Annotated in this window: 27 protein-coding genes and 3 tRNA genes; 13 read left to right on the forward strand and 17 right to left on the reverse strand. The window is 72.0% G+C overall.

The window, feature by feature from the left end:
- Positions 1 to 12: 12 nt before the first annotated feature.
- The 3 genes from E9934_RS13110 to E9934_RS13120 all read right to left on the reverse strand — a co-directional run bounded on the left by E9934_RS13110 (position 13) and on the right by E9934_RS13120 (position 4,089).
- Positions 13 to 1,566 carry a collagen binding domain-containing protein gene (locus E9934_RS13110; RefSeq protein WP_136563345.1) on the reverse strand — a complete coding sequence of 518 codons (1,554 nt, stop codon included), beginning with the start codon at positions 1,564 to 1,566 and terminating at the stop codon, positions 13 to 15.
- Entirely contained in the window at positions 1,563 to 2,006 is a 444-nt protein-coding gene (locus tag E9934_RS13115) for a hypothetical protein (RefSeq protein WP_136563346.1), read from the reverse strand. Before E9934_RS13115 ends, E9934_RS13110 begins: the two co-directional genes overlap by 4 nt.
- A gap of 148 nt (positions 2,007 to 2,154) precedes the next feature.
- Complete coding sequence (locus tag E9934_RS13120; protein WP_136563347.1) at positions 2,155 to 4,089, reverse strand: LTA synthase family protein; 1,935 nt, start codon at positions 4,087 to 4,089, stop codon at positions 2,155 to 2,157.
- A 146-nt stretch (positions 4,090 to 4,235) separates the two neighbouring features.
- On the opposite strand from E9934_RS13120, the gene E9934_RS13125 reads away from it, so the two are divergent.
- From E9934_RS13125 to E9934_RS13140, 4 genes are read left to right on the forward strand one after another with little or no spacing between them, the layout of a single operon-like run.
- Complete coding sequence (locus E9934_RS13125; protein ID WP_136563348.1) at positions 4,236 to 4,943, forward strand: Abi-alpha family protein; 708 nt, start codon at positions 4,236 to 4,238, stop codon at positions 4,941 to 4,943.
- A 4-nt stretch (positions 4,944 to 4,947) separates the two neighbouring features.
- Positions 4,948 to 6,222 (forward strand): DUF445 domain-containing protein, encoded by a 1,275-nt coding sequence (locus E9934_RS13130; protein ID WP_202977292.1) that lies wholly within the window; start codon positions 4,948 to 4,950, stop codon positions 6,220 to 6,222.
- A 53-nt stretch (positions 6,223 to 6,275) separates the two neighbouring features.
- Positions 6,276 to 6,803 carry a gamma carbonic anhydrase family protein gene (locus E9934_RS13135; protein ID WP_136563349.1) on the forward strand — a complete coding sequence of 176 codons (528 nt, stop codon included), beginning with the start codon at positions 6,276 to 6,278 and terminating at the stop codon, positions 6,801 to 6,803.
- Positions 6,804 to 6,816: 13 nt separating this feature from the next.
- On the forward strand, positions 6,817 to 8,001 hold the full coding sequence (locus tag E9934_RS13140; protein WP_136563350.1) for an MFS transporter: 1,185 nt from the start codon (positions 6,817 to 6,819) through the stop codon (positions 7,999 to 8,001).
- On the opposite strand, the gene E9934_RS13145 is transcribed toward E9934_RS13140, so the two are convergent.
- The 4 genes from E9934_RS13145 to E9934_RS13160 form a co-directional block, all read right to left on the reverse strand.
- Positions 7,991 to 9,382 carry a VWA domain-containing protein gene (locus tag E9934_RS13145; protein WP_136563351.1) on the reverse strand — a complete coding sequence of 464 codons (1,392 nt, stop codon included), beginning with the start codon at positions 9,380 to 9,382 and terminating at the stop codon, positions 7,991 to 7,993. The genes E9934_RS13140 and E9934_RS13145 overlap by 11 nt on opposite strands.
- Positions 9,379 to 10,917 (reverse strand): amidase, encoded by a 1,539-nt coding sequence (locus E9934_RS13150; RefSeq protein WP_136563352.1) that lies wholly within the window; start codon positions 10,915 to 10,917, stop codon positions 9,379 to 9,381. Before E9934_RS13150 ends, E9934_RS13145 begins: the two co-directional genes overlap by 4 nt.
- Positions 10,918 to 11,006: 89 nt before the next feature.
- Complete coding sequence (locus E9934_RS13155; RefSeq protein ID WP_136563353.1) at positions 11,007 to 11,687, reverse strand: alpha/beta fold hydrolase; 681 nt, start codon at positions 11,685 to 11,687, stop codon at positions 11,007 to 11,009.
- 183 nt (positions 11,688 to 11,870) lie between these two features.
- Positions 11,871 to 12,596, reverse strand: coding sequence for an SDR family NAD(P)-dependent oxidoreductase (locus E9934_RS13160; RefSeq protein ID WP_136563354.1), 726 nt, complete (start codon positions 12,594 to 12,596; stop codon positions 11,871 to 11,873).
- A gap of 51 nt (positions 12,597 to 12,647) precedes the next feature.
- On the opposite strand from E9934_RS13160, the gene E9934_RS13165 reads away from it, so the two are divergent.
- Complete coding sequence (locus E9934_RS13165; RefSeq protein ID WP_136563355.1) at positions 12,648 to 13,448, forward strand: alpha/beta hydrolase; 801 nt, start codon at positions 12,648 to 12,650, stop codon at positions 13,446 to 13,448.
- Between the two features lie 159 nt (positions 13,449 to 13,607).
- Positions 13,608 to 14,729: an integrase core domain-containing protein gene (locus tag E9934_RS13170; protein ID WP_136563356.1), complete on the forward strand. Its 1,122-nt coding sequence runs from the start codon at positions 13,608 to 13,610 to the stop codon at positions 14,727 to 14,729.
- Between the two features lie 47 nt (positions 14,730 to 14,776).
- Here the strand turns inward: E9934_RS13170 and E9934_RS13175 are convergent.
- A tRNA-Arg gene (locus tag E9934_RS13175) sits at positions 14,777 to 14,849 on the reverse strand.
- Positions 14,850 to 14,956: 107 nt separating this feature from the next.
- Between E9934_RS13175 and E9934_RS13180 the strand changes: the two genes are divergently transcribed.
- Positions 14,957 to 15,970, forward strand: a complete 1,014-nt coding sequence (locus tag E9934_RS13180; protein ID WP_136563357.1) for a phospholipase D-like domain-containing protein — start codon at positions 14,957 to 14,959, stop codon at positions 15,968 to 15,970.
- A 30-nt stretch (positions 15,971 to 16,000) separates the two neighbouring features.
- On the opposite strand, the gene E9934_RS20465 is transcribed toward E9934_RS13180, so the two are convergent.
- From E9934_RS20465 to E9934_RS13190, 3 genes are all read right to left on the reverse strand, one after another.
- Entirely contained in the window at positions 16,001 to 16,135 is a 135-nt protein-coding gene (locus E9934_RS20465) for a hypothetical protein (protein ID WP_275106633.1), read from the reverse strand.
- Positions 16,136 to 16,390: 255 nt separating this feature from the next.
- Positions 16,391 to 16,480, reverse strand: a tRNA-Ser gene (locus E9934_RS13185).
- A 113-nt stretch (positions 16,481 to 16,593) separates the two neighbouring features.
- Positions 16,594 to 17,052 carry a hypothetical protein gene (locus E9934_RS13190; protein WP_136563358.1) on the reverse strand — a complete coding sequence of 153 codons (459 nt, stop codon included), beginning with the start codon at positions 17,050 to 17,052 and terminating at the stop codon, positions 16,594 to 16,596.
- Between the two features lie 114 nt (positions 17,053 to 17,166).
- Between E9934_RS13190 and E9934_RS13195 the strand changes: the two genes are divergently transcribed.
- A tRNA-Ser gene (locus E9934_RS13195) sits at positions 17,167 to 17,254 on the forward strand.
- A gap of 106 nt (positions 17,255 to 17,360) precedes the next feature.
- Entirely contained in the window at positions 17,361 to 18,158 is a 798-nt protein-coding gene (locus E9934_RS13200) for an NPCBM/NEW2 domain-containing protein (protein ID WP_136563359.1), read from the forward strand.
- A 60-nt stretch (positions 18,159 to 18,218) separates the two neighbouring features.
- Here the strand turns inward: E9934_RS13200 and E9934_RS20470 are convergent, their stop codons facing one another.
- From E9934_RS20470 to E9934_RS13210, 3 genes are all read right to left on the reverse strand, one after another.
- Positions 18,219 to 18,350, reverse strand: a complete 132-nt coding sequence (locus E9934_RS20470; protein ID WP_275106634.1) for a hypothetical protein — start codon at positions 18,348 to 18,350, stop codon at positions 18,219 to 18,221.
- Positions 18,351 to 18,426: 76 nt separating this feature from the next.
- Complete coding sequence (locus E9934_RS13205) at positions 18,427 to 19,479, reverse strand: hypothetical protein (RefSeq protein WP_238694946.1); 1,053 nt, start codon at positions 19,477 to 19,479, stop codon at positions 18,427 to 18,429.
- Positions 19,480 to 19,490: 11 nt separating this feature from the next.
- Entirely contained in the window at positions 19,491 to 20,273 is a 783-nt protein-coding gene (locus E9934_RS13210; RefSeq protein ID WP_238694947.1) for a carbon-nitrogen hydrolase family protein, read from the reverse strand.
- A 37-nt stretch (positions 20,274 to 20,310) separates the two neighbouring features.
- On the opposite strand from E9934_RS13210, the gene mobA reads away from it, so the two are divergent.
- From mobA to E9934_RS13230, 4 genes are all read left to right on the forward strand, one after another.
- On the forward strand, positions 20,311 to 20,910 hold the full coding sequence (mobA, locus tag E9934_RS13215) for a molybdenum cofactor guanylyltransferase (protein WP_238694948.1): 600 nt from the start codon (positions 20,311 to 20,313) through the stop codon (positions 20,908 to 20,910).
- Positions 20,911 to 20,962: 52 nt separating this feature from the next.
- A complete protein-coding gene (locus E9934_RS13220) occupies positions 20,963 to 21,286 on the forward strand; it encodes a DUF6457 domain-containing protein (RefSeq protein ID WP_136563361.1) in 324 nt (107 codons plus the stop codon).
- A 148-nt stretch (positions 21,287 to 21,434) separates the two neighbouring features.
- Positions 21,435 to 22,412, forward strand: coding sequence for an NAD(P)H-quinone oxidoreductase (locus E9934_RS13225; protein WP_136563362.1), 978 nt, complete (start codon positions 21,435 to 21,437; stop codon positions 22,410 to 22,412).
- 109 nt (positions 22,413 to 22,521) lie between these two features.
- On the forward strand, positions 22,522 to 23,115 hold the full coding sequence (locus tag E9934_RS13230) for a bacterial proteasome activator family protein (RefSeq protein WP_136563363.1): 594 nt from the start codon (positions 22,522 to 22,524) through the stop codon (positions 23,113 to 23,115).
- 17 nt (positions 23,116 to 23,132) lie between these two features.
- On the opposite strand, the gene E9934_RS13235 is transcribed toward E9934_RS13230, so the two are convergent.
- The 3 genes from E9934_RS13235 to serS are packed head-to-tail and all read right to left on the reverse strand — an operon-like array spanning position 23,133 to position 25,971.
- Positions 23,133 to 23,828, reverse strand: a complete 696-nt coding sequence (locus tag E9934_RS13235; protein ID WP_136563364.1) for a hypothetical protein — start codon at positions 23,826 to 23,828, stop codon at positions 23,133 to 23,135.
- A complete protein-coding gene (locus E9934_RS13240) occupies positions 23,825 to 24,694 on the reverse strand; it encodes an HAD family hydrolase (RefSeq protein WP_136563365.1) in 870 nt (289 codons plus the stop codon). The genes E9934_RS13235 and E9934_RS13240 overlap by 4 nt, the downstream gene beginning before the upstream one ends.
- Entirely contained in the window at positions 24,691 to 25,971 is a 1,281-nt protein-coding gene (gene serS / locus E9934_RS13245; RefSeq protein WP_136563366.1) for a serine--tRNA ligase, read from the reverse strand. Before serS ends, E9934_RS13240 begins: the two co-directional genes overlap by 4 nt.
- Positions 25,972 to 26,019 lie beyond the last annotated feature (48 nt).

A 26,019-nucleotide genomic window follows, 5' to 3' on the forward strand; every position in this document is an offset into this window, starting at 1 on the left:
ACTCATCCGGTCTCAGCCGAGGCGGAAGGCCCGGCTCGCCGTGGCCGCCGTGTGGTCCCGGGTGCCGGCGAACCGCACCACGACCCGATGCCGTCCGGCCGAGAGGCGGGCGAGGGTCACCGCTGCCGAGCCGTTGCGCAGCCGCACCGTTGTCTGCCGCCGGCCATCGACGTAGACCGCCACGGCGTGGGTGACACGCGAGGCGACGAGTCCGGGCAGCCGCAGCCGGACGGCCGCGACAGCACTCCGCCGGCCCGGATCGACACGCAGTGCCAGGACACTGAGCGCCCGCACCCTCAGCGAGGATGACGTCACCTGCTGGGTCGGTAGACCGGGGTAGGAGGAGACGGCGGTGACCCGCACCCGCACCCGGTGCAGACCATCGGCCCGGGCGAGGCGATAGGACGCCCCCGTCGCACCGGGGATCGGGCGCCCGTCCCGCAGCCAGCGGTAGCCCAGCTGGTAGTGGCTGCCCCACCCGCCGGTGCCGGCCCGGAGGAGACTGCCGACGTCCGCCCGCCCCGCGACCCTGACGATCGCGGCAGCAGGCGGCGGCAGGGTCAGGTCGAGATCTGCGACCTGGCCGGAGCCCGTGACCCATCGGTAACCCGGCCCGCTGGTGTGGTCGCTAGCGAAACCGGTCACGACCGGCTCGACGAACCCGGTCGTCGGGTGGATGGTCCCGGCGGGGACGACGATGCGCGCCGAGTAGTGGCCCTCACCAGTGTTGCGGAAGACGTAGCGGCCCGCCGGGGAGGTCGTCGCGGTGGCGACCTCGACCCACACGTCCTGGGCATGGTTCCAGCGCAGCAGGGCGACCTCGCGTCCGGGGACCGGCATGCCCGCGGCGTCCAGCACGCGGCCGCCGACGTACTGGCTCTGCAGGGTCAACGTCGGGAGCCCGGGGCCGTCGCCGATCCCGAAGCTCGCCGCTTCCCAGTAGCGCGTGGTGTCGCCGAGCAAGGTCCGGATGTAGCCGGGAAGCCAGGCCGTGACCGTGTGCGGCTCGTCGTCGTAGAGCGGCAGCGCGTAGCGCCCCTCGCCGTCCGCCGTCACCGAGAAGAGATAGCTAGGATGGTCGGCCGCCGACCACCGCCCCAGCTCGACGCGGGCGCCGGCGGCGGGCGTGCCATCGAGCTTGAGGATCTGTCCCGTCACGGTGCGAACCGGGGCGGGGAGCGACACGTCGAGATCGGCGTGGTCATCGGCGTCGATCGTGACCGTTCCCTGCGTCCCCGGTCCCGTCGGAGGGGTGGCGAGACCGTTCGCGAAGCGCCGGTGCACGGTCACGGAGTAGGTGCCGGGTGTCAGGTCGGAGTACGAGAAGACGCCCGCGGCGTCGCTCACCCCGTCCTCGTCGGCACCGTGGCCGTAGGACCACTCGGCACCGGTCCACTGCATCAGCTCCAGCTCGACCCCCTCGACCGGCACGCCTCCGACGGTGACCACACCCGTGATTCGGTTGGTCGCGGCCTGCGCGGCCGGCGACTGCACGAGCCCGGGGGCCAGGAGGGCCAGCACCACGACCAGGACGGCGGTGAGCCGTCGCGACGGGCGCACCCTCACCGCTCCGTCACCGTCACGGTCAGCTTGGTCACATCACCGCTGTCGTCGGCCGTGGTGCTGACCGAACGCTCACCGAGAATCCACAGGCCGGCGATCGTGTTGCCGACCGTCGTGCCTCCTTCGTCTGTCCAGTCCGCGAGGATGTCCGCGTAGTACGCGTGGGCATCCTCCGGAGACAGCAGTGTCTCGGTGTTGACGGTGCGTCGGGTCCGGCCTTCGGACGCCTCCTCGACGAGGTTGGCGGTGATCCTCGTGTCCGGCGGGAGGGTGATGTCCTCAGGCCAACCCTCGGGCTTCTCCGCCAGGTCCGGCCCGAGCGACACCGAGCCACCGTCGCCGGCTCCTTCGCCACCCACGGCTTGTTGCTTGTCGTCCGAGCAGCCCGATGCCGCGATCAGGACACACCACACGAGCACGACGGCTCCCACGAGCTTGCGCACGACTTCTCCTCCTCGACGGCGTCGACCTCCGTCGACGCGCTGCCGAGGAGCCTGACGCAGCCGTGCGGTGCACGCCCTGCGTAGGAACTACTCATCTCCCGCGAGCGTCTCGCCGGGGACGCCGCCTTCGCCCGCCCGGTGACCGCGCTCAGCGCTTGGGCAGCGACTCGACGTAGGCGCGGGAGAGGTCGATGAGGTCGAGGACGTAGTCGTAGTCGGTGCGCAGCCCGTCGATGCTGCGGCGGTCGCCGTCGTCGATCGCGAAGGCCTCGCCGTCGCCGAAGCCGCGGCCGGACACGAACATCAGCTCGTCGTTGACGAAGGTGCCGGTGGGCGCGTGGTAGGGCACCGACATGGCGTGCCGGTCGGTGTTGAGCAGGTCGACACCGAAGGCGACGAAGCGCTCCTCGGCGAGCGAGATCCCCAGCAGGTTGGCGACCGTCGGGAGGATGTCGAGCTCACCGGCGACCTTGTCCTCGACCGAGGCCTCCTGTCCCGGGACGTGGATCACGAGGGGGGTGTTGAAGCGGCGCAGGAAGGTGTAGTCGGGGTCGAGCGACTGCACGTCCTCGACGGTGTCCTCGGTGTTGAGGCCGGCGTGGTCGCCGTAGGCGACGAAGAGGCTCTCCTCCCACAGGCCCGCCGTCTTGAGGTTGTCGATGAAGAGGCCGAGGGCGCGGTCGGCGTAGTTCTGGGCCTGCAGGAAGGCGCCGACGAGGGTGCCCTCGAGGTCGGCCGGGAGGCGGAGCTCGTTGAGCTCGGAGGGGACCTCGTAGGGGCCGTGCCCCGACGCGGTGACGAGCTGGACGTAGAAGGGCGCGCCGGAGCGGCGCAGCTCGAGCAGGCGGTGGAGGCTGCGGCCGTAGAGCACGTCGTCGGAGGCGCCCCACACGTTGAAGTTCTCGCCCGGGAAGTAGTCCTTCTCGTGCCACCGGTCGAAGCCGACGGCCTCGAACAGCTTGTCGTGGTCCCAGAAGCTCGCCCAGTTGACGTTGAAGGTCTCCGAGACGTAGCCGCGCTCCCGCAGCAGCTTGGGCAGGCTCGGGATGTCGCGGTCGCCGTAGCCGGTCGACATCGCGACGTCGCCGATCGGATAGATGGAGGTGTTGGTGGCCCACTCGGCGTCGACGGTGTTGCCCTTGCCGACCTGCTGGAAGTGGTGGGGGAAGTAGTAGCTGTCGCCGATCAGCTCGTTGAGCGTGGGCGTCACCTCCTGGCCCTCGACCTCGAGGCCGATGACCCACTCCTGCAGCGACTCGAGCTGCACCATGATCAGGTTCTTGCCCACCGCGTCGCCGAACCCGACGGCCTCGGTCGGGTCGGTGATCGTCGTGTGGTCGCTGGCCTGGAGCTCGCTCACCTGGTCGTACGCCGTCGCGAGGTCCAGCCGCGGTGTGGGCTGCAGCGCGCGCACGAGTGCGTCGGCCTCATAGCCCAGGACGCCGAACTCCTCCGCGCGGTACTGCTCGTTGCGGACGTCGGACCCGGACCTGATGACCACGGTCGTGACGAGCGCGCCGATGACCACCATCGCCCCGAGTCGCTGCACCCGGGCCCAGCCCCGGTGGCCGTGCGGCGGGAGCCAGCGCGGGCCGTGGAGGAACCAGCCCACCACCGGCGCGAGGAGCAGGTCGACGAAGAAGAGCAGCAGCCACCAGGTCAGGAGCACCGCGATGCTCTCGCTGAGGTCGGCGGCCTGGTCGGCCTCGTGGAGGGCGGTGAAGGTGGGCAGGGTCTGGTAGTAGCTGAAGTAGAGGTAGGCGACGACGAGGAACACACTGAGCGCCGCATTGAGCGACCACAGGGCCGGCGACATGGCGGGACCGGGCGCCAGGAGTGCGATCAGGCCCACGAGCGCCGCGGCGGCGGCGACGTCCGCGACGATGCCCACCGGGCCGGGCACGCCGAAGGCGAGCAGCCGGAAGAGCTCGAGCTTGGCCACGATGAGCAGCAGCACGAGCGGCACCGGTCGGGGGCGTCGGCGCAGGCGCGGCCACGGGGCCGGCTCGGGCGAGCCGGCCTGCTCAGGCTGCTCGGCAGGAGCGGCCGCGGCGTCCACCCGTGTCCCGTCGTCGATCGTCATCCACCCGTCCGTCCTGAGATCGTCCTCACGATAGGTGACCGCCCTGACCCGCGCGGCGGACCCGCGCAACGGGCCAGCGCAACCGGCACCGCCCGAGGGGCGGCAAGCGGATACGCGGGTCGTGAAGTTGTGTCATCGTTTCCGCCATGCAGCAGTCCGGTCCGCCGTCCCGGCAGCCACCGATCGATCCGGCCGCGATCATTCCCGCTGCCGTCACGGCGACGGTCTCGGCCACGGTGACCACGCTGCGCCTGACCCGACGCGCGGCCGGCTGGACCGAGCGTCAGGTCCTCGGCGCGCTGCGTACGCGGCTGGATGCGGCTGCGCCGTCCGCCCCGCTCGCCCTGCCCGCCCCCGCACGGCCCGCGGACTCCCTGCAGACCAAGCTCTCCGGGCTCCTGGAGCAGGCGCTGGAGCTGGGCAGCAACGAGAGCCGGCAGGCACTGTTCGTGAAGATCCTGGACCAGATCGTCCCCGACGAGGCTCGCATCCTCGGGGCCCTGTCCGACGGCTCGGCGGCGCCGCTGCTGCAGGTCTACTCCCGCTCGCGCGGTGGCCTGGTGCGGGAGACCGTGCTGGAGAACGCCAGCCTGGTCGGCAAGTCGGCCAACATCGGCCTGCCGCACCTGACGCCGATGTATGTCAGCCACCTGCTCGCTCTCGGTCTGCTCGAGGTCGGTCCGGAGGACGTCGCGCTCAAGGAGGAGTACGAGATCCTCGGCGCGGACAGCGCGGTCCTGCGCGCGGTCCGGACGGCGTCGCGTGGTCCGATCCCGGCCGGCGTCGACCGGCAGACGCTCCGCCTCTCCGAGCTGGGGCACGAGCTGTGGCGGACCGCGACGGAGCAGGGCTGAGGCCGTGCTCGGACAGCTGATCGCCTCGGTCCAGACCTGGGAGGAGATCCGGGCCGACTTCGGCGTCAACTGGCTGATCTACCTGTCGATGCCGTTCATCGCGGCGTTCGTCGGCTACACCACGAAGCTCGTGGCCCTGCAGATGCTCTATCGCCCCTTGGAGTTCCGCGGCATCGGCCCGATCGGGTGGCAGGGGGTCGTGCCCCGGCGGGCGGGCAAGACCGCGGCCGTCACGATCGAGATGCTCACCGAGAACCTGCTGCGGCCGGAGGAGATCCTGGACCGCGTCGACGCCGAGGCCGCGGTCGCCGAGCTGCGGGAGCCGCTCCTGCGCACGGTCGAGGAGGTCGCGCGCGAGCTGGCCGACCTGGTCCGGCCCGGCGCGTGGGACGCCCTGCCCGCCCCGGCTCGTGCCGTCGTACGACGCCGCGTGGAGACCGCGGCGCCCGGCATCATCGACCGCCTGCTCGACGACATCCGCAAGGACATGGGGGTCTACATCGACCTCCAACACCTGTCCGTGACGATCCTGGTGAAGAACAAGCGGAAGCTGAACGATCTCGTCCGCGGCCTCGGTGGCTCGGCGATGACGTTCATCCGGCGCAGCGGGATCTGGTTCGGCTTCGCGATCGGCCTGGTGCAGATGGTGGCCTGGGCCTACTTCCAGAACCCGTGGATCATGCCGGCGTTCGGCTTCTTCACCGGCTTCTTCAGCGACTGGCTGGCCCTCAACCTGATCTTCATCCCCCGCAAGCGGCGCAAGCTGCTCGGCCTGATCCCGGTCCACGGCGTGCTGCACGCGCGGCGCGAGCAGGTCACCCGCGACTACGCCCGCATCATGGCGACCGACCTCTTCTCCGCCGACGTGCTGTTCGAGGCGCTCCTCAACGGACCGACGTCGGACCGCCTGCTCGCGGCGATCGAGAAGGAGGTCACCCGCGCCATCGACGCCGAGCTCGGAATCGCCCGGCCGATGGTGACGATGGCGATCGGCACCGCCCGCTATCGATCGCTCAAGCGCGAGATCGTCCAGCGGGTGGTGGACCGGATGCCGGAGACGGTCGCCGAGGCGAAGGAGTACGCCGACCGCACCCTCGACATCGAGAACCTGATCGTCGAGAAGATGAACCAGCTCAGCGACGAGCAGTACGAAGGCATCCTGCGCCCGGTGTTCAAGGACGACGAGTTCCTGATGATCAGCGTCGGCGCGATCCTCGGCTTCCTCGTCGGCGAGCTGCAGGTGCTCTTCGTCGAGCACTACTCCCACACGCCGCACTGACGGCCGCACCGTCCCTCTGCGAGCGCCGTCGCAGGGAGGGGTAGCGTGCGGCCGTGTTCTGCTACGAGTTCGAGGGCCGTCGCCCGCAGGTCCATCCCGAGGCGTTCGTCGCGCCGACCGCCACGCTGATCGGCGACGTGCGGATCGAGAAGGGCGCCAGCGTCTGGTACGGCGCGGTCCTGCGCGCCGACATCTGCACGATCATCGTCCGCGAGGGATCCAACATCCAGGACAACTCGGTCGTCCACGGGGCGCCCGAGGTGACGATCGAGATCGGGCCGAACGCCACGGTCGCGCACTCCTGCGTCTTCCACGGCGACTCGATGGGCGACAAGGCGCTGCTCGGCAACGCCAGCACGGTGCTCGACCACGCGACCATCGGCGCGGGCTCGCTGGTCGCCGCCGGGTCGATCGTCACCCCCGGCACGGCGATCCCCGAGGGCGTTCTCGCAGCCGGCGCACCGGCCGCCACGAAGAAGCCGATCGAGGGCACCGGCGCCTCGTTCTGGGTGGAGACCAACGCGGTCTACTACGGCGAGCTCGCCCAGCGGCACCGCGACGGCGTGAAGCCGGTCGACTGAGGACGGGCTCCCCATGACCACCACGCACCGCCGGGACGGCTTCGCGCTGGTGGTCCTGCTGCTCCTCGCCGCCGGCTGGGCGGCCAACCACTTCGCCGCGATGATCCCGGTGGTCCGCGACCGCGAGGACCTGTCGGCCACCGCACTCGCCGGCGCCTTCGGGATCTACGCCGTCGGCCTGCTGCCGGGGTTGCTCGGCGGCGGCGGGCTCTCGGACCGCGTCGGGCGGCGTCCGGTCGTGCTGGCCGGGAGCCTCGTCGCGGCCTCGGGCAACCTGCTGATGCTGCTGTGGCACCCGGTGGCCGGGATCTACTCCGGTCGGCTGGTCGTGGGCGTCGGCGTCGGGCTCGCCATGGGCGCCGGCACGGCCTGGGCGGGCGATCTGCGCGGCCGGCGCGGTACGACGGTCGCCGGCGCCGTCCTCACGGCCGGATTCGGTGGCGGACCGCTCGTGTCCGGCCTGGTCGCCCAGTTCTCACCGGACGAGGTGGCGCTGGGCCTTCCCTTCGCCCTGACGGTCGCGCTGTCCCTGAGCGTCGTCGTCGCCGCGGCCCGTCCCGGCGCCGTCCGTACACCCGTCGGTCGGCGCCAGGTGGATCCGGCCGCGACCCCTGCGCCCGCGGAGCGATCGGATCACCGCCGGGTGGGTGCGGCCCTCGCCCGGTCGGTGCCGATGGCGCTGTGGGTATTCTCCTCGGTCACCGTGCCGGTGGTCGTCCTCGCCGGCCGGGTCGGTGGCGAGCACGCCGGCCCCTGGGTCCCGGGGGTCGCGTCCGCCGTCACGCTCGGGATCGGCGTCGCGGCGCAGGTGGTGGCCCGCCGCGCCGGGTGGGGCCCGCGCTCGGGCGTCGCCGGGGCGCTGCTCGCCGCCGCCGGGTTCGTCGTGGCCGCGGTGGTCGACGCCACCGCCGACGTGGCTCTCCTCGGCGTCTCCGCGGTCGCGCTCGGGTCGGCGTACGGCCTGTGCCTGCGGGCCGGTCTGGTGGACGTCGACGAGCTCGCCCCGACCACCCATCGCGGCATCACCATCGGCGTCTTCTACGTCGCCACCTATCTCGGCTTCGCCGTGCCGACGGTGCTCGAGGCGCTCCGCTCCCCCGTCGGGACGCTCGTCCCCCTGCTGGTGCTGGCCGCGGGCGCCCTGGTCGCCGCGGCGGTGCGGGCCGCTCAGTTGCGGCGCGACACCGTCACGGGGTGAGCAACCCCGCAGCCCGCGCGCGGCGCAACCAGTCGGGGTATTCGGTCATCAGCCGCTCGAAGAGCTCGTCGTCGCTGATGGGCCGCTTGCCGATGAGCTCGTCGTCGGTGACGGCGAAGAAGTCGGCGTTGTCGGTGAACCGGCCGTCGAGGTCGTCGAGTTTCTGCAGGTAGGCGAACCGGTCGGAGCCGATGCCCATGAACTGCCAGAAGATCGGCTCGAAGGACGCGGCCCTGACCTGCTCGGTGGCCTTGGCCTGATCGGTCGGTGCGCCGTCGGTGAGGAACATGACGTAGACCGGCGTGGTGGCGCTGACCGGCTGCGTGCGTGGGGCGGACGAGCCGACGTAGTGCTGTCGGATCGCGGCCATCGCGGCGCCGTACTTCGTGGAGAACTCGAGCTTGTGCTGCTTCGTGATCGTCTTGACGTAGCTGCTGTAGCCGTCGAGCGTCAGCCCCGCGGGGCGATGGACCTTGTTGCCGAAGAGGAAGACGTCGACCTCGCCGTCGTCGTCGAAGCGGAGGCCGAGGGCGAGGACCCGCTCGGCGAGCTTCTGCACGAGGCCCTTGCTGTAGCGCGACGACATCGATCCGGAGATGTCGAGGACCAGTGCGACGCGGGCGGTGTGCTCGCCGAGGCCCTTCTTCTCCAGCGACACCCCGGCGGTCTTGACCAGCGACAGCATCGCGCCGTCGCCCGTGCTCGTCAGCTTCTTCTCGAGGTCGACGACGCGCTTCTTCTCGAGGCTGACGGTGGGGGCCGCCGGAGGCGGCGGAGGCGGGGGCGGGGGTGGCGCGGCCGCGGGGGTGGTCGGCGTGGGGTGCGTGGCGGGTGCGGGCGGAGCGGGCTCGGCGGCGACGTCCACGCCGACGTACGTCGCCAGGCCGGCCAGGCCGTCGAGGAAGCCCTGCCCGACGGCACGGACCTTCCACTCCGCTCCGCGGCGATAGATCTCGACGAAGACCATCGCCGTCTCGGCGCCGGCGGTGAGCTCGCAGCGGATCGTGGCGGGGGCGGACACGTCGGGGGCGACCTCGACCCCGAGCCCGGTCATCGACCCGAAGGTCGCGCCGTCGGCCGAGGCGCCGATGACGACCTTGTCGATCGCCGCCGGCAGCCGGGCGACGTCGATCCGGACCTGGTCGAGCGTGGTGCCGCCGCGGGCGGACTTGCCGAGGTGGGTGACGGCGCCGCCGGCGCCGGTGGGCTGGTTGTAGAAGACGAAGTCCTCGTCGTTGCGCACCTTGCCGCTGTCGGTGCAGAGGAAGGCCGACAGGTCGGCGTCGGCGGGGCCGGCCCAGGTCAGCGTCACGACGACCTCTCCGGGCAGTCCGGCCTGGGCGAGACCGACGTTGCCGCCGGGCGTCAGCAGGTGCGTCATCCGAGATCCTTCCGGGTCGGTCGATCCGTGCTGTCCATGCTGTCCATGCTCGGCAGCCGGTCCCACCACGGCGCGGCCCTCTCCAGCTGAGCCGCGAGGCGCAGCAGCAGTGCGTCCCCGCCGAGGGGCGCCACGAGCTGGGCGCCCATCGGCAGGCCGTCGGACGTCCAGTGCAGGGGCACGCTCATCGCGGGGCGACCGGTGAGGTTGGCGAGCTGGGTGTAGGGCACCCAGCCGAGGTTCTCGTTGATCATCTGGTCCACGATCGCGGTGAACCGCAGGACCGACCCGGCGCGGGCCGCCAGCAGCGTCCTCTGGACGAGCGCTAGGGGCGCGGGCAGGTCGAACGCGCCGATCCGCGGCGGCGGGGTGGCGGTGGTGGGGGTGAGCAGCAGGTCGTGCTCGGCGTGGAAGGCCGCGAGTCGCCGTACGTGCTCGTGGCGTCGCTCGACTGCTCGCACATAGGCCGTGGCGCTCGTGGCGCGGCCGAGGGCGGCCATGATCCGGGTGTCGGGCTCGAACGACGTCTCGGGGGCCCCGGACAGCTCCCGCGCCTCCTCGACCGCGCTGGCGCAGTGCACGAACCATGTCGTCAGGAAGTCCTCGGCGAGCTGCGCGTCGTCGATCGGCACCGGCACCTCGACCACCTCGTGACCCAGCTCCGTCAGCAGCTCGGCCGCGCGCCGCGCCGCGGCCCGCGCCTCGGGGTGGGGATCACTGTTGATCGAGCTCGCCCAGGTCATGCCGATGCGGAGCCGACCGGGCTCACGGTCGAGGACTGCGGCGAAGCCGCCCGCGGGCGGGCCGCCCGGCAGGTAGCCCGAGACGTCGGTCGGCCCGGCGAGCACGTCGAGCATGACGGCGGTGTCGCGGACGCTGCGCGAGATCACGCCGTCGGTGGCGGTGCCGCCGATCGGCTCGCCGTGCGACGGTCCGTGCGGGAGCAGGCCCCGGCTCGCCTTCAGGCCGAACAGGCCGCAGGCCGAGGCGGGGATCCGGATCGAGCCGCCGCCGTCGCTCGCGGCGGCGCAGGGGACGATCCCGGCCGCCACTGCGGCGGCACTGCCGCCTGAGGACCCGCCCGGGGTGTGGTCGGTGTTCCAGGGGTTGCGGGTCGGGCCGAAGACGTGCGGCTCGGTGACGCCCTTGGCGCCGAACTCCGGGGTGTTGGTCTTGCCGAAGACCTGCAGGCCCGCCTCGATCCACCGCTCGACGACGGCTGCGGTCTCGGCGGCCGGCACGTCCTTCAGCGCCCGGCTGCCACTGCTGGTCGGCAGGCCCGCGACGTCCTGGTGCAGGTCCTTGAGCAGGAACGGGACACCGTCCAGCGGCCGACCCCCGCTCGGCGGCGGACCGGTGGGCACCGGCGGCTCCATCTCGCGGACGATCGCGTTGAGCCGGGAGTTGACGGCCTCCGCCCGGGCACGGGCGAGCCGCAGCAGCTCCTCACCCGTGGTGTCGCCCGACCGGACCAGGCCGGCGAGCGCCACGGCATCGTGGTCGCGGTATTCCTGTTGGTTGTCCACGGTGGTCATCGATCGGCCCGCCTTCCTGGAGTCGCAGGCAACGGTAGATCAGCAGTCCAGACGTGGTCATCGGCGGTGGAGACCTCGGCGTGCTGCCGTCAGTCGACCTGCACGACCCGCCCACCGTCCATCGCCACGCCGACGACGGTCGACGGCGCGGCATCGAGCAGGAGCATGCCGACGAAGTCGACGGCGGTCCGCTCGAACGTGCGGTGCTGGGCGAGCATGGCGTGCTTGCCCCTGGCGACCGCGACGAAGCCCACCCGGTTGGCGACGGCCAGCCGCTCGGCCAGCTGGCGTGCCCGTTGCGCCGGCGCGATCCGGTCGAGCAGCCCGTGCACGAAGAGGATCTGCCGGCCGCGGATCCCTCGACCGTCGGCGTCCGAGGGATAGACGAAGGCCGCCAGGGCCACGACGCCACGCACCTGCGGCAGTGACGAGGCGAGGATCGAAGCGCGGCCGCCGAGCGAATGGCCGACCATGCAGACGGGCACGTCGGCGCCGTGGCGCTCGGCCACCTGCTCGACCGCCCACGCGGCGTCGTGGACCGGCGTGTGCCGGGTGTCCCACCCCCGGTAGGAGTTGAGCAGGCGGTAGACGGCCAGTCGTCCGCGACCCGACCGCGCGATCCTCCGCGCGACCGGGATCATCCGCAGGACCGAGAGCTGCGCGGGACTGACCTTCATCTGCCCGCGGCGGGAGGCGCCCCCGTGCAGCACGATGACCACCCCCTCGGGCGCCGCCGGCTCACGGACGGTAACGAGTCGCGCGGTGCTCACCCAGACGCACTACCCGCCCGGGTGGGGGGCCAGCCGCCGCGCGTCGCGGGTCCGCTGCTCACGCGGTGCGGCACCCGGGCGGCCCGGGACCGGACGTCGCCAACCCCGAGCGCTACGACGGCGTCGACGACGTCGACGTCGACGTCACCGGCCTGCCGTGATCAAGACGGGCGGGTCGCCCGCTCAGCGGCCGCCCGCGACCCGCAGGGTCGTCGCCGTGACGTAGGACGCCGCGTCGCTCATCAGCCACGCGACCGCGTCGGCGATCTCCTCGGGTCGCCCCGCCCTGCCGAGCGGGATCTGCGGCGCCATCCGATCGATCCGACCGGGGTCGCCGGTCGCCGCGTGCAGCTCGGTCTCGATCAGCCCGGGCGCCACGGCGACGACCCGCACGCCACGATCGGCCAGCTCGAGACCCAGACCGCGGGTCAGCAGGTCCAGACCGGCCTTCGCGGCGGCGTAGTGGACGTATTCGCCCGGAGACCCGATCGTCGCGGCGCCGGAGGTGACGTTGACGATCACCCCGCCCCGGTCGAGCCGCTGCGCCGCGGCGCGCGCGACCAGGATCGGTGCGGTCAGGTTGACGTCGATGGTCCTGCGGACCTCGTCGGCCGGGGTCTCGACGAGCGGCGCGAAGCGGTAGGTGGCGCCGGCATTGTTGACCACGCCGGTCAGTCGACCGAGCCCTGCCGCCTCGGAGAAGAGGTCCTCGATGCCGGCGTCGGTCGTCAGGTCGCCCCGCACCGTCACGCACCGCACGCCCGCCGCCTCGACGACCTCGACGGCACGCGCGGCGGCTGCGTCGTCGGCACGGTAGCCGAGCACCAGGTCGTGGCCGTCCCGCGCCAGACGGGAGGCGACGGCCACGCCGATCCCGCGCGTTCCTCCGGTGATGATCGTGAGCGCCATGACCGCATCATCCCAAGCCCGGCCACCGCTGACCGGGCATAGGGTGCGGCCATGTCCGCACCGCTGCCCGCCGAGGTGATCCGCGTCGATGCCGCCGAGCCGGTGGCCACCCTCGTCCTGTGCCACGGCGCGTGGCACGGCGCCTGGTGCTGGCAGGACGGCTTCACCGACCGGCTCGCCGCACGTGGCATCTCCACGATCGCCCCGAGCCTGCGCGGTCACGCCGGCTCGGCGGCCGGGCGCCGGCTCAACCGCGCGCGGATGCGGCACTACGCCGACGACCTGGCGGCGGTCATCGCTTCGCTCGATGGCCCCGTGCACGTCGCCGGGCACTCGATGGGCGGCGGCGTCGTGCAGATGCTCCTTGCCCGCGAGGAGCGGCCGGCCGTGGCGAGCGCGACGCTACTCGCCTCCATGCCACCGGCCGGCGTGCACAAGGTGACCCGCTCGATCGCCCGGCACCGCACCCGCGACTTCCTCGCCGCGAACGCGACCTGGAACCTCGGGCGCCTGGTCCGCGAGGACCACGACGTGCGCGCGATGTTCTTCACCGACCGCACACCCGCCGACGTCGTACGACGGACGCGGGAGCGGTTGCAGTCGGAGTCCTACCTCGGCTTCCTCGACATGCTCGCCCTGGACCGCCCCCGACCGCGGGCGGTCGACGAGCCGATCCTCGTGGTCGCCGCCGGCGACGACGCGATCTTCGACGCGCAGGACGCGGCCGCCACGGCCCGTGCCTGGGCCACCTCGGTCACGACGGTCGACGGCATCGGTCACGACCTGATGCTCGACACCGGCTGGGAGCGGGTCGCCGACCTGCTGGCCGACTGGGTGCTCGCCGATCGGTGATCTCCTGGAAGAACCAGAAGGCCGGACCCGAGTCTGGGTCCGGCCTGTCCGGTATCTCTTGAGAGATCACACTGCGCGCCTGTAGGTGTCGGGGGTCAGGACATAGGTCTCACATGACAGGTCCCACGTGAGTCGGGACATCCGTCACTGTCACTAGGCATGTCGAAAGCCCGGGTCGCAGTACTCAAGGTCGTCACCAACGAACTCACCGTCACCGACGCAGCCGAGCGCTACGGCTTCTCCCGACGCCACCTCCACCCCGGCAACGCCACCAGCACCGAACTACGAGAACTGATCATCGAGCTCCGGCTCAAGCTCACCTCCGCGGGCCTGGACGCCGGACCTGTCACCATCGCTTGGCACCTCGCCCAGGCCGGTCACACCCCACCACCGTCGACCTCCACGATCCGACGGATCCTGCACGCCGCCGACCTCGTCGTCCCCGAACCAAGGAAACGACCGAGGTCGTCCTACCACCGCTTCGAAGCAGCCCAGCCCAACGAATGCTGGCAATCCGACTTCACTCACTGGCGCCTCGCTGACGGCACAGACGTCGAGATCCTCAACTGGCTCGACGACCACTCCCGCTACCTGCTCGCCTGCACCGTCCACACCCCCGTCACCGGCGACATCGTGGTCACCCAGTTCCTCGAGACCTGCAACACCCACGGCATCCCCGCGTCCACCCTCACCGACAACGGCCGCGTCTACACCGCCCGCTTCGGCGGAGGGAAGAACGCCTTCGAATACACCCTCGCCGCGCTCGGCGTCACCCAGAAGAACGGCGCCGCGAACCACCCCCAGACCCAGGGCAAGGTCGAACGACTCCACCAGACCCAGAAGCGCTGGCTCGCCGGCCAACCAGTAGCGACCACCCCCGCCGACCTCCAGGCCCAGCTCGACCGATTCCGCACGATCTACAACGAACAACGACCGCACCGGGCCCTTGATCGCGCCACCCCGGCCCAGGCCTACGCCGCCCGCCCGAAAGCCACCCCACCGGCCGACCAGGACCAGCCTGCCGGGCACTACCGACTGCGCTACGACCACGTCGACACCTGGGGCAAGGTCAGCTTCCGCCGCGCCGGAAAGATGCACCACCTCGGCGTCGGCTACGCCCACCGCGGCACCCGAATCCTCGCCATCGCTGACGACACCAACGTCACCGTCATCAACCTCGCCACCGGCGAGATCCTGTCCCACCACGACATCGACCCCACCAAGCACTACTGGCGCAACACGCAAAGAACCCCCGGCCGATGGCCGGGGGTTCCTACGTGACACATGTCGGGACTCAGGTGAGACCTATGTCCCGACTCATCACACTGCGCGCCTGTAGGGATTCGAACCCCAAACCTTCTGATCCGTAGTCAGATGCTCTATCCGTTGAGCTACAGGCGCCCACCGCCCCGCTCACGCGGTGCGACCGGTCGAGGATAGACGAGGCGGCGCGCCGATGCCGAATCACCGCGGGCGTCCGGCCCGGTCCGGTGTGGAAGCATGACGCCATGGCCGGCATCGCCCCCGAGGACAGGGAGCTCTTCGAGAACGAGGCGGCGGCCTTCTACGAGCAGATCCTCGGCGACGGCAGCCTGGCGGTGGACGATCCCCGGATCGCGGAGGGAGCGGCAGGTCGCGCCGCGTTCGACCTGCTGGTGGAGCTGGGACTGATCCAGCTCGACGAGGCCCGGACGTCCTGGCGACCGCTCGACCCGAGCACGGTGCAGGGCCGCGTCGTCACGCCGCTGGGCACCGAGGGAGCCCAGCTGATCGCGGAGTCGGCCCGGTGGGCCTCCGCGTTCGCCGCGCTGAACCAGAGCTGGCGTCGGTCGCCGATCGCCAACGAAGCCGGCCCCTTCCTCTACCTGCACGGCGATTCGATCAATCCCTACCTCACCTCGCTGGTCAGCGAGGCCGAGGACGAGCTGCTGACCGCGCAGCCGCAGGCCGCGCGCAGCGCCAAGACGGTCGCGGAGGCCGCGTCACGCGACATCGCAGCCCTCAAGCGCGGCCTGAAGATGCGCACCATCTATCAGCACAGTGCCCGCCGACACTCCGCGACGCACAAGTACGTCGCCCAGGTGACCCAGCACGGCGCAGAGGTGCGCACGCTCGACGAGTTCTTCAACCGGATGATCGTGGTCGACCGGCGGGTGGCGCTCATCCCGGCTGCCGACAGCCTGGCGACCGCGGTCGTCGTGCGTGAGCCGGCGATCGTCGCCTACCTGGTCGACGTCTTCGAGCGGGCCTTCGCCCGGGGCCGGTCGTTCTCGAGCGGGGAGCAGAAGGTCATGCAGGAGATCGCCACCGAGCAGCGCTCGATGACGATCCGGATGCTCATCGAGGGCCACGCCGACGCGGTGAGCGCGAAGCGGCTCGGCGTCAGCCCCCGGACGTACGCCGGCTACGTGGCCGACCTCAAGGACGAGTACGAGGCGGAGAGCCGCTTCCAGCTGGGCTACATCATGGGCCAGCTGGGCATCGCCGGCCAGGAGGATGACGCGCCTCCGCCCCCGCGGTGAGGCGGGGACGGAGGCGTCGTCAAGGCTTGGTCAGCGCGGCTGGCTCTTGACGATCCGCCAGCCCCAGCCGGTGTCGGCCTCGGCCGCGGTCGGCAGCGACACGACGCCGGCGGCGGTGATGAGGGCGGCGAGACCGAACGCTGTCCTGCGAGCGAGCTTCTTCATGGTGTTCCCCTCCGTGTGGGTCTGAGACCCGATTCCTCGATTGGCCCGAGAATCACGTTCCTGTTCCCCGCCAGGCCACGCGCAAACCTCATCATGCAGAGAATTCGCGAAAAGCGCGAGAGTGGCCTGACCGGCTCCTGATCGACCCGAAACAGTGAGGGCTGACCAGAAGTCCTGCCGCCGCGGGCAGGGATGCAGGAGGCCCGGGCCCACTTCCGTGGATCCGGGCCACCGATGTCCTGCGACATCACACGGCGGAGGCGGAGGGATTTGAACCCTCGATGGGCGATAAACCCAAACCGCATTAGCAGTGCGGCGCCATAGACCGGACTAGGCGACGCCTCCTCCGCTGCCCGACCGGAGGACGAGCAGCGGCACAAGGCTACAAGGACCGCGGCGATGGGTTCCAATCGGTCCCACCCGCCGCGACGGCCCGACCCGGGGAGGGTCCTGACCGATCAGCGAGCGGCGCGCCGCAACCGGTCGCGTACGGCGCGCGCGACATCGTCCTTGTCGCCGGCGACGAGCTCGACGGGGATCGTCGTGGAGCCCCCCTGCTTGAGGCGGATCACCAGGCATTCGACTCCCCGCGGCGTCGCGGCGACGAGGTCCTCGACCTCGCTCCAGCGAGCCTCTGTGACCCCGGCGGCGCGGATCATCCGCACCCGGTAGCCGGCGTCGGTCAGGCGCAGCACGACGAGCTTGCTGCGCATCCACCACGAAAGGGCGATCAGGCCGAGCACCCCGACGACCAGCAGCACCACGATCAGGTCCGGGCTGGTCCCGACGGCGGCGACCAGCACGGTCGCAGCCAGCAGCAGCACGGCCAGGAGGATCAGGTAGGCGCCGACGAAGCGGGCCATCACCGGCGGGGCCAGTCGGTAGTCGCTGGTCTCGGACGACGCGGCGCTGCTCATGGCCCGATTCTCGCCGACCGGCAGGGGGCCGGCCAAAGCGGCGGCGGTCAGGCCCGGATCTGCGTCTCCTAGACTCGGTGCGTCCGGCGGTCGCCCTGGCGTCGTACCGGACACGGAGGGGTGCCGGAGTGGCCGATCGGAACCGCCTTGAAAGCGGTCGTAGGGAGACCTACCGCGGGTTCGAATCCCGCCCCCTCTGCCAAGGATCGCTGCTCGGGGTCCGGCGTCAATGGGGACCGCGACCCATCGACGGCCGGCCCCGTCGCTCCCTACCTTCGGTGCACCACCTGCTCCCGAAGGAGACCGCCATGGGGCGCCACCTCGTCCGTCTGACCACCCTCCTCGTCACCGCCGTCGGCCTCGCGCTGGCCGGCAGCGTCACACCGCAGCCAGCCGTCGCACTGGCGCTGGCGCCCGTGACCATCACGCTGACCTCCACCGGCAGCCACAGCCTCGATGCCGGTCAACGGGTCACCGTCAGCGGCACCACCTCGGCCAACCTCCGTGGCCGCAAGGTGCGCCTCCAGCGCCTGACCGGCAGCCGCTGGGTCGACCTCACGACCACCACCGTCTCCTCGACCCGCAGCTTCACGCTCTCGGTGCGGATGACGCGGGCCGGCGCGGGCCAGCGCCTGCGGGTCTTCGCGCCGGCAACGCGCACGACCAGGGCCGGGCAGCGCTCGGCGGGCCGCTACGACGTCTTCGGCTGGTACTTCCTCATCGACCGCAGCCCCGTCGAGGGCAGCGTCCAGGAGGGCAGCTACGGCGTCAACGGCACGACCTACGCCAACTCGGTGGCGCTGGCCCGGGTCAACGGGCTCGGCGACGGCCCGGCGACGGCGCAGTACGACCTCTCCCGCGACTGCACCCGCTTCCGCGCCACCGTGGGTATGTCGGACTCCGCCAGCTCCACCGCGGTGTGGAAGCTCGACGTGCTCGCCGACGACCTGCCGCTGTGGTCGCGGACCAACCTGCGCATCGGCGCCAGCCACGCCGTCGACCTCGACATCGAGTCGGGCCTGCGGCTACGCCTCAACGGCGCACGCACCGACGGCGGCAGCGGACACCTCGTGCTCGGGGACGCCCGGATCCGCTGCGCCTTCTGACCCGGATCCGGGTCGGAGCGCCCTCCCGGACCGGAGTGGGGCCGGTCCGGGAGGCGACGCTCAGCGCTCGCAGGTGCGCCCGACCTCGACGACGCACCGGTCCCGCCCGGCGTCACCCCGGCCGCGGTCGCGGTGGGCGCCACCGACGAGGAACGTGTCGTCACCGGCACCGCCGTCGAGCTGGTCGTTCATCTCCCGGCCGTCGAACACGCCGTCACCCGGGCCGCCGACAAGACGTCCAGCTCCTGCGGCCGCGCCGTCGATCCCCTCAGAGCAGCGGCGCGAAGCGCGCCGGCTCGGGACGTACGGCGGCCGCCTGCTCGGCCACGCGACTGCGCCGGCCGCGATTGCCGGTCAGGGCGAGGTCGAGGCGGATCAGGACCCAGCCGATCGCGAGCCCGATCAACAGCCCGTAGACGATCGACAGGAAGGCTTCGGTGAAGGTGACCGCCGGGTTGGCCAGGGCCGTCGCCGCAGGGGCGGTGGCCGCGACGCCGAAGGCGCACACCCACCAGCCCTGGCGGCGGCGCGCGCGGATGTGGCAGCCGTAGGCCAGGGCCGGGACGCCCAGGATCGCCTCGATCGGGCGCGGGAAGGCGCCCAGGGTGTCGCGGCTCCACCGCACGAGGTCGAGGAGCTCCTCGACCAGCCCCGACGAGCCATAGCGGCGCAGCATCTCGGCGTAGAGCAGACTCACGGCCAGGGTCGAGGCGCCGATGGCAACGGCCACGAGACCACGGCGACCGAGGCCGTGGAAGCCAGCGCCGAGCCGATAGACGAGCACCATCGCTCCCGCGAAGGCGAGCCCGAGCCCGACGTACTCGAAGCGCTCCTTCTGGATCGCCGGCTCGAAGCCGATCGCCGCCATCGCCCCCACCCCCGCGCAGGCGAGCGCGATCCCGCACTCGCGGGCCGCGGTCAGGAAGCCCGCCGCCGGCACCGTCAGCATGATCCCGAAGACCGAGGCGAGGGCGGCGGTCGACACCGCGGCGCCGGTCAGCAGGAGGTCCTGGTCGCTGATCACCGCACCGAGCGCGCAGACCAGGGTGAGCAGGCCGAAGACGAGCGGGCGGCCGCCGGTGCGGGCAGCGAGACCCCACGCGTAGGCCGTCGCGACCACCACGGCACCCGCACCGTCGAGCCAGTCGGGACCGATCGGGACCATCGCGGCGCCGAGCGCCAGGACGCCGACCCCCAGCAGACCCAGCCAGATCAGGAAGGGCGAGCGGGACGCGCCGAACTCGCCGATCAGCACCTCGAGCGGCACCCGGGTCACCGGGGGAACGCCCCGGCGGGAGGAGCGGGAGGCGGCGCGGGACACGAGCGATCACCCTACAGACGACGGTTGGCCAGTGACGGGTTGACCCGACGGGCCTCCTCGAGCACCGAGCGTTCGACGGCGGCCGACACCACGACCGGCTCCCCCGGCTCGCCGGGACCGGCCGCCGCGATCACGTCGCCGAACGGATCCACGACCATCGAGTGGCCGCAGTAGCGCGGCGCCGGCTGCCCCACCGCCGCCACGAAGACGGTGTTCTCGATCGCGCGGGCGGTCAGGAGCGTCTGCCAGTGGTCGACCTTGCGCGGCCCCGCCACCCACGCCGCCGGCACCACGATCACCTCGGCACCCCGGTCCACCAGCGCCCGCGCCCACTCCGGGAAGCGCAGGTCGTAACAGGTCATCAGCCCGACCCGCCAGCCCGCGACCTCCACCACGGTCGGCTCGATCGACCCTGCCGTGAGCCGGTCGGACTCGCGGTAGCCGAAGGAGTCATAGAGGTGCACCTTGCGGTACGACGCCTCGGCGGCGCCGCGCAGCAGCAGCGTGTTGAACGGCCGCTCGGGATCCGACCCGTCCTCGAACATGCCGGCCAGCACCGTGGTGCCGTGAGCGGAGGCCGCCTCGGCGAGGGTCCGCGCGAACGGGCCGTCCAGCGGCTCGGCGAAGGGCGCCACGTCGGAGCCCGACTCCCCGAAGTCCCGGGCGAACGCCTCCGGGAAGACCACGAGGTCCGCGCCGTCCGGGGTCAGCTCTGCCACCGCGGCCCGGTTGGCGGCCGGCTCGAGGGCCGAGGCGGCCTGGACCAGCGCGAGACGGAGGGTGGGGACGGTCACGGTGCCAGCGTAGGACTCCCTTTGCGAGACTCGGGGGGTGATCGACCACGGACTCACCGGATTCGCCGCCATCATCCTCGCCGGAGGGCAGGCCGCACGGCTCGGCGGCGTCGACAAGCAGTCGATCGAGATCGCCGGGCGGACGCTGCTGGAGTTCGCCCTCGACGCGGTGATCGACGCCAGCGAGGTCGTCGTCGTCGGCCACCACGTCCCGACCGACCGGCCGGTGACCTTCGTGCGCGAGGAGCCCCGTTTCGGGGGACCCGCCGCGGGGCTGCTGATCGGCCACGACTCGCTGCTGCGGCGCTTCCCCACGATCGCCGTCCTCGCCGTCGACATGCCCCACCTCACCAGCGCCACCGTGCGACGTCTCCACGATGCCGCGGTCGGCCACGAGGGCGCGGTGCTGGTGGACGCCGACGGCCGCCGGCAGCTGGCCATGGTCGTGGAGACCGAGCGGCTGGCCGCCGTACAACCGGACCTGGAGGGTCGTCACGGGCTCGCGATGCGCGACCTGCTCGCCCCCCTCGATCTCGCCGAGGTGCCGGCGATCGCTCGCGAGGCCCGCGACATCGACACGTGGACCGACCTGCGCGATGCCGCCTCGCCGCCCGAGGACGACCCCACGGCCGGCTGAAACGCCGCCTCACCCCTTGTCAGATGCGGCGATCGGGGATCACTCTGGACGGGTGAACCTCCACGACTGGATCGACGAGTTGTGCGATGTCCTCGACATCGAGGCCGAGGCCGACGAAGGCCTCCTGGCCGACCTGGCGGGACTCACCCACGACAACGTCCATCACTCCGCCGGCCCCGTGACCGCCTTCCTGCTCGGCGTCGCCGCCGGCGAGCAGGGCGCCGACCCCGACCGGGTCGAGCGACTCGCCGCGAAGGCGCAGGCGCTCGCCGAGTCGTGGGACCGACCAGCCGGCGCCACGTCGGCCGAGGACGAGGACGTCGAGTTCGAGGAGCTCGCCGACGCCGACTACTCAGACTCCGACTCACTGGTCTGACGCCGCCCGCCGTTGGCCGAGGAGCCCCGCGAGGAACGAGCGCGGCGTCACGAGACCCCTGTGCGATCCTCGACGAGGTCCGCACCGACATCTCCTGACGCTCGCTCCTCGATGACCAGCGCGGAGGTCCCGCTGACACACTGGCCGCATGCGTGCCGTCACCCAGTCCGCATCCGGCGGACCCGAGACCCTGACCGTCTCCGAGCTGCCGGATCCCGTGCCCGGGCCCGGCGAGGTCCTCCTCGACGTCGCCGCGACCGCGGTCAACCGCGCCGACCTGCTGCAGCGACAGGGCTTCTACCCGCCCCCGCCCGGGGCCTCGGAGGTCATCGGGCTCGAGTGCAGCGGCACCGTCGCCGCGCTCGGTGAGGGCGTCGACGGCTGGGCCGTGGGCGACCAGGTGTGCGCGCTGCTCGCCGGTGGCGGCTACGCCAGCCGGGTCGCCGTACCGGCCGGACAGCTGATGCCGGTGCCCGCGGGCGTCGACCTCGTCACCGCGGCCGCCCTGCCCGAGGTGGCGTGCACGGTCTGGTCCAACGTGTTCATGGTCGCGGGCCTGCGGCCGGGCGACGTGTTCCTCGTGCACGGCGGCGGAGGTGGGATCGGGACGTTCGCGATCCAGCTGGCTGCGGCCAGCGGCGCTCGCGTCTTCACCACCGCCGGCAGCGCCGGGAAGCTCGAGCGCTGCCGCGAGCTGGGCGCCGAGGGCGCCATCAACTACCGCGACGAGGACTTCGTCGAGGTGGTCCGGGCCGCGACCGACGGACGGGGCGCCGACGTGGTGCTCGACAACATGGGCGCGAAATACCTCGCCCGCAACGTCGACGTCCTCGCCGATGAGGGACGGCTCGTCATCATCGGCATGCAGGGCGGGGTGAAGGCGGAGCTCGACATCAGCCGACTGCTCGCCAAGCGCGGCGCCGTGATCGCCACCGCGCTGCGCTCGCGTCCGGTCGCCGGCAAGTCGGCCATCTGCGCCTCCGTCGTCGAGCACGTCTGGCCGCTCGTCGCCGACGGCAGGGTCCGACCGGTCGTCTCCGCGGTGCTGCCGCTCGACGAGGTCGCCGAGGCACACCGGCTCATCGAGTCGGGCGAGGCGGTCGGCAAGGTGCTGCTCACGCCCTGATGACGCGCGGGGTGCGGTTGGCGTCGTACGTCGGCCCACCTCGCGCCCCACGGAGTCCCACCTCGCGCCCCGGGAAGTCCCACTTCGTGGGATCGCCTAGGTTGGGGGCATGAGCGAGCAGGGCGAGGAGCACATCGTGGTCGTGGGTCCGGACGGGCAGCCGATCGGCACGGTGCCGGCGAGCGCGGTCGAGCAGGGCGCCGAGGATGGGCAGGACGACGACAACGAGCGGGCATTGACCGACCTGGTCGAGCAGCCCGCCAAGGTGATGCGGATCGGCAGCATGATCCGACAGCTCCTCGAGGAGGTGAAGGCGGCCCCGCTCGACGAGGCCAGCCGCAACCGCCTCGCCGCGATCCACCGCTCGTCCATCGCCGAGCTCGAGCAGGGCCTGGCCCCCGAGCTCGTCGAGGAGCTGGAGCGGATCACGCTGCCGTTCACCGAGGACGCGACGCCCACCGAGGCCGAGCTGCGGATCGCCCAGGCGCAGCTCGTCGGCTGGCTCGAGGGCCTCTTCCACGGCATCCAGACAGCGATCTACGCCCAGCAGATGGCCGCGCGGGCCCAGTTCGAGCAGATCCGTCGCGCCCTGCCGCCCGGCATGGCGATGGGCGGCCCCGGCGCCGAGGAGGCGCCCGGCGGTCCCGGCGCGCCGGCTCCCGGCGAGGAGCCGCGCTCCTCCACCGGCGGCCTCTACCTCTGACCCGGCGCCACTGACCGCTAGCGGCGCTGGCGGCCCGCCCAGGACACCAGCACGAGGCCGAGCAGGCCGGCGAGGACCAACGCCCCGCCCGGAGCGACCGTGCGGCCCAGCGAGAGCGACCGGTCATCCTTGTCGTCGAAGGCGACAGGCACCGACTCCTCGGCCGGGTCCTCCGCAGTCCCGGCCACGAGGGTGGCCTCGAGGTCCTCGCGCTGCTCCTGGGTCAGCGCATCGCCGGCCGGCGCGCGGCCGATGCCCGTGCACAGGTCGACGTCGAGCACCTTGCCCGTGGTCTCCTGATCGGTGGGGGTCTTGGCGAAGAGCACGAGGTCCGCGCCGTTCTGCAGCACGCGGACGTCGCTGACCATCGAGGTGTCGAACCGCACCGTCAGGAGCGACGGCATCAGCCGGCTGCCCAGGCTGTCGATGACCCGGACCTGCCAGCTCACGACCTGGCCGGTCGCGCCGCCCTTCTGCGGGGCGCGCAACCGGGCGTAGAACACGGCGTCGGACTCCTTGGCACGTGCTCGCACCGCCGCATCGTCGCCGAGGTCGACCGGCTCGCAGGCGTCGACCCGCGCACTCGCGGCAGCGGTGGCACTCGGCCCGCCACCCATGACGAGGAGAGCGCCGAGGGCCACCACAACAACGAGAAGGGCCAGCAGCAGCGCCGTCGGGCGGCCGGCAGGACGGACGGGGGGAGCCGGGGTCACGCGTCCATCCCACCAGATGTGGGCGACGGGAACCAACGGGAGATCTCCACGGCCGCCCCGTCGTCGTCGACCGACGGTGCCGTCGCATCGGCGATGGCCTTGACCTCGTCGACGGCCTGACCCATCGCGACGCCGCGTCCGGCCCACTCCAGCATCTCGATGTCGTTGCGGCCGTCACCGATCGCCAGCACGTCGGCGCGGTCGACGCCGAGCTGGGCGGCGACGTACTCCAGGCCGGAGGCCTTGGTGATCCCGACCGGCGCGAGATCGAGCCACGCCGTCCAGCCGACGATGTAGTCCGTGCCGTGCAGACCGAGGTTGGCGGCGAGCCGGACGAAGTCCTCCGCGGTCGCCTTCGGGTCGCGGATGATGACGCGGCTGACCGGACCCGCGACCATCTCGGCGATGTCCGAGACGATGGTCTCGCCGCCGAGCTCGCCGTCGGGGAACGGGGCGGAGACGCGGTAGCCGACGCCGCGCTCCTCGACCGCGACGATCGCGTCCGGATGCTGCTCCAGGACGGCGTAGACCGCGGCACGGGCGTCGAAGGTGACCTCGTGGACCACCTCGGCCGGCGGGTAGCGCAGGACCACCGCGCCGTTGGAGGCGACGATCCACAGCTTCTCGCCATGACCGTGCAGGTCGAGCAGGTCGGCGACACCGGTCATGTTGAACGGCGCGCGCCCGGATGACAGGACCACGTGCGCCCCGGCATCGAGGGCCCGCTGGACGGCCGCATGGACCGCCGGCGTGACCTCCTCCAGGCTCATCCCGCGCCCGACCACCCACCGCAGCAGGGTGCCGTCGATGTCGAGGGCGACCAGCCGTGGCCGCCAGCCGGGCTCGCCGGGCCCGGGACGGGTCACGACCGCACCGGCTCGAGCACCTCGAGCCCGCCCATGAACGGCTGCAGCGCCTTCGGGACCCGCACGGATCCGTCGGCCTGCTGGTGGGTCTCGAGGAGTGCGACGATCGCGCGGGTGATGGCGGTCAGGGTGCCGTTGAGGGTCGCGATCGGTCCGGTCCGGTCGCCGAAGCGGCCGCGCGTCTCGAGGCGCCGGGTCTGGAAGTCGGTGCAGTTGGAGGTCGAGGTCAGCTCGCGGTACTTGCCCTGCGTCGGGATCCACGCCTCGCAGTCGAACTTGCGGATCGCGCTGCCGCCGAGGTCACCGGCCGCGATGTCGACGACCTGGTAGGCGAGCTCCAGCTTGTCCAGGAACTCCTTCTCCCACGCGAGCAGCCGCTGGTGCTCGGCCTCCGCGTCCTCGAGCGTCGCGTAGACGAACATCTCGACCTTGTCGAACCAGTGGACCCGGATGATCCCCTTGGTGTCCTTGCCGTGCGAGCCGGCCTCCTTGCGGAAGCAGGGGCTGAAGCTCGCGTAGCGCCGGGGCAGGCTGGCGCCGTCGAGGATCTCCTTGGAGTGGTACGCCGCCATGGGCACCTCCGACGTACCGACGAGGTAGAGGTCCTCCCCCTCGATCCGGTAGATGTCCTCCCCGCCGCCCTGGTCGAGGTAGCCGGTGCCCTCCATCGCCTCGGTCCGCACGAGCGAGGGCGCGATCACCTGCGTGAAGCCGGCGTTGCGGGCCTGCTCCATCGCCAGGTTGACCAGCGCCAGCTCCAGCTGGGCCCCGACGCCGGTGAGGAAGTAGAAGCGGCTGCCGCTGACCTTCGCCCCGCGCTCGAGGTCGATCGCGCCCAGGAGGCGCCCGAGCTCGAGGTGGTCGCGCGGCTCGAAGCCCTCGGCGGCGAAGTCGCGCGGCGTGCCGACGGTCTCGATGACGACGAAGTCGTCCTCGCCGCCGGCCGGGGTCTCGTCGGAGACGACGTTGGGGATCGCCTTGAGGGCGGTCGACCATGCCTCGTCGGCGGCTGTCTGCGCGGCCTCGAGGTCCTTCACCTCGCCGGCCAGCTGCTTGACCTGCGCGAGCAGCGCCTGCTTCTCCTCGCCCTGCGCCTTGGCGACGTCCTTGCCGAACGACTTCTGCGCGGCGCGCTTCTCCTCGAAGAGCGCGATCGCCTCCCGGCGGGCGGCGTCGGCCTCGAGCGCCCGGTCGACGACGTCGGGGGAGGCCCCGCGCTTGACCTGCGAGGCACGGACGCGGTCGGGCTCGTCACGGAGGAGACGCGGGTCGATCATGCTCTGAGGCTATCCGGCCGTCTGCCCCCGCCGGTCGTCGAGTAGCAG

Source organism: Nocardioides caeni (genome assembly GCF_004912195.1).
Classification (GTDB): Bacteria; Actinomycetota; Actinomycetes; order Propionibacteriales; family Nocardioidaceae; genus Nocardioides; species Nocardioides caeni.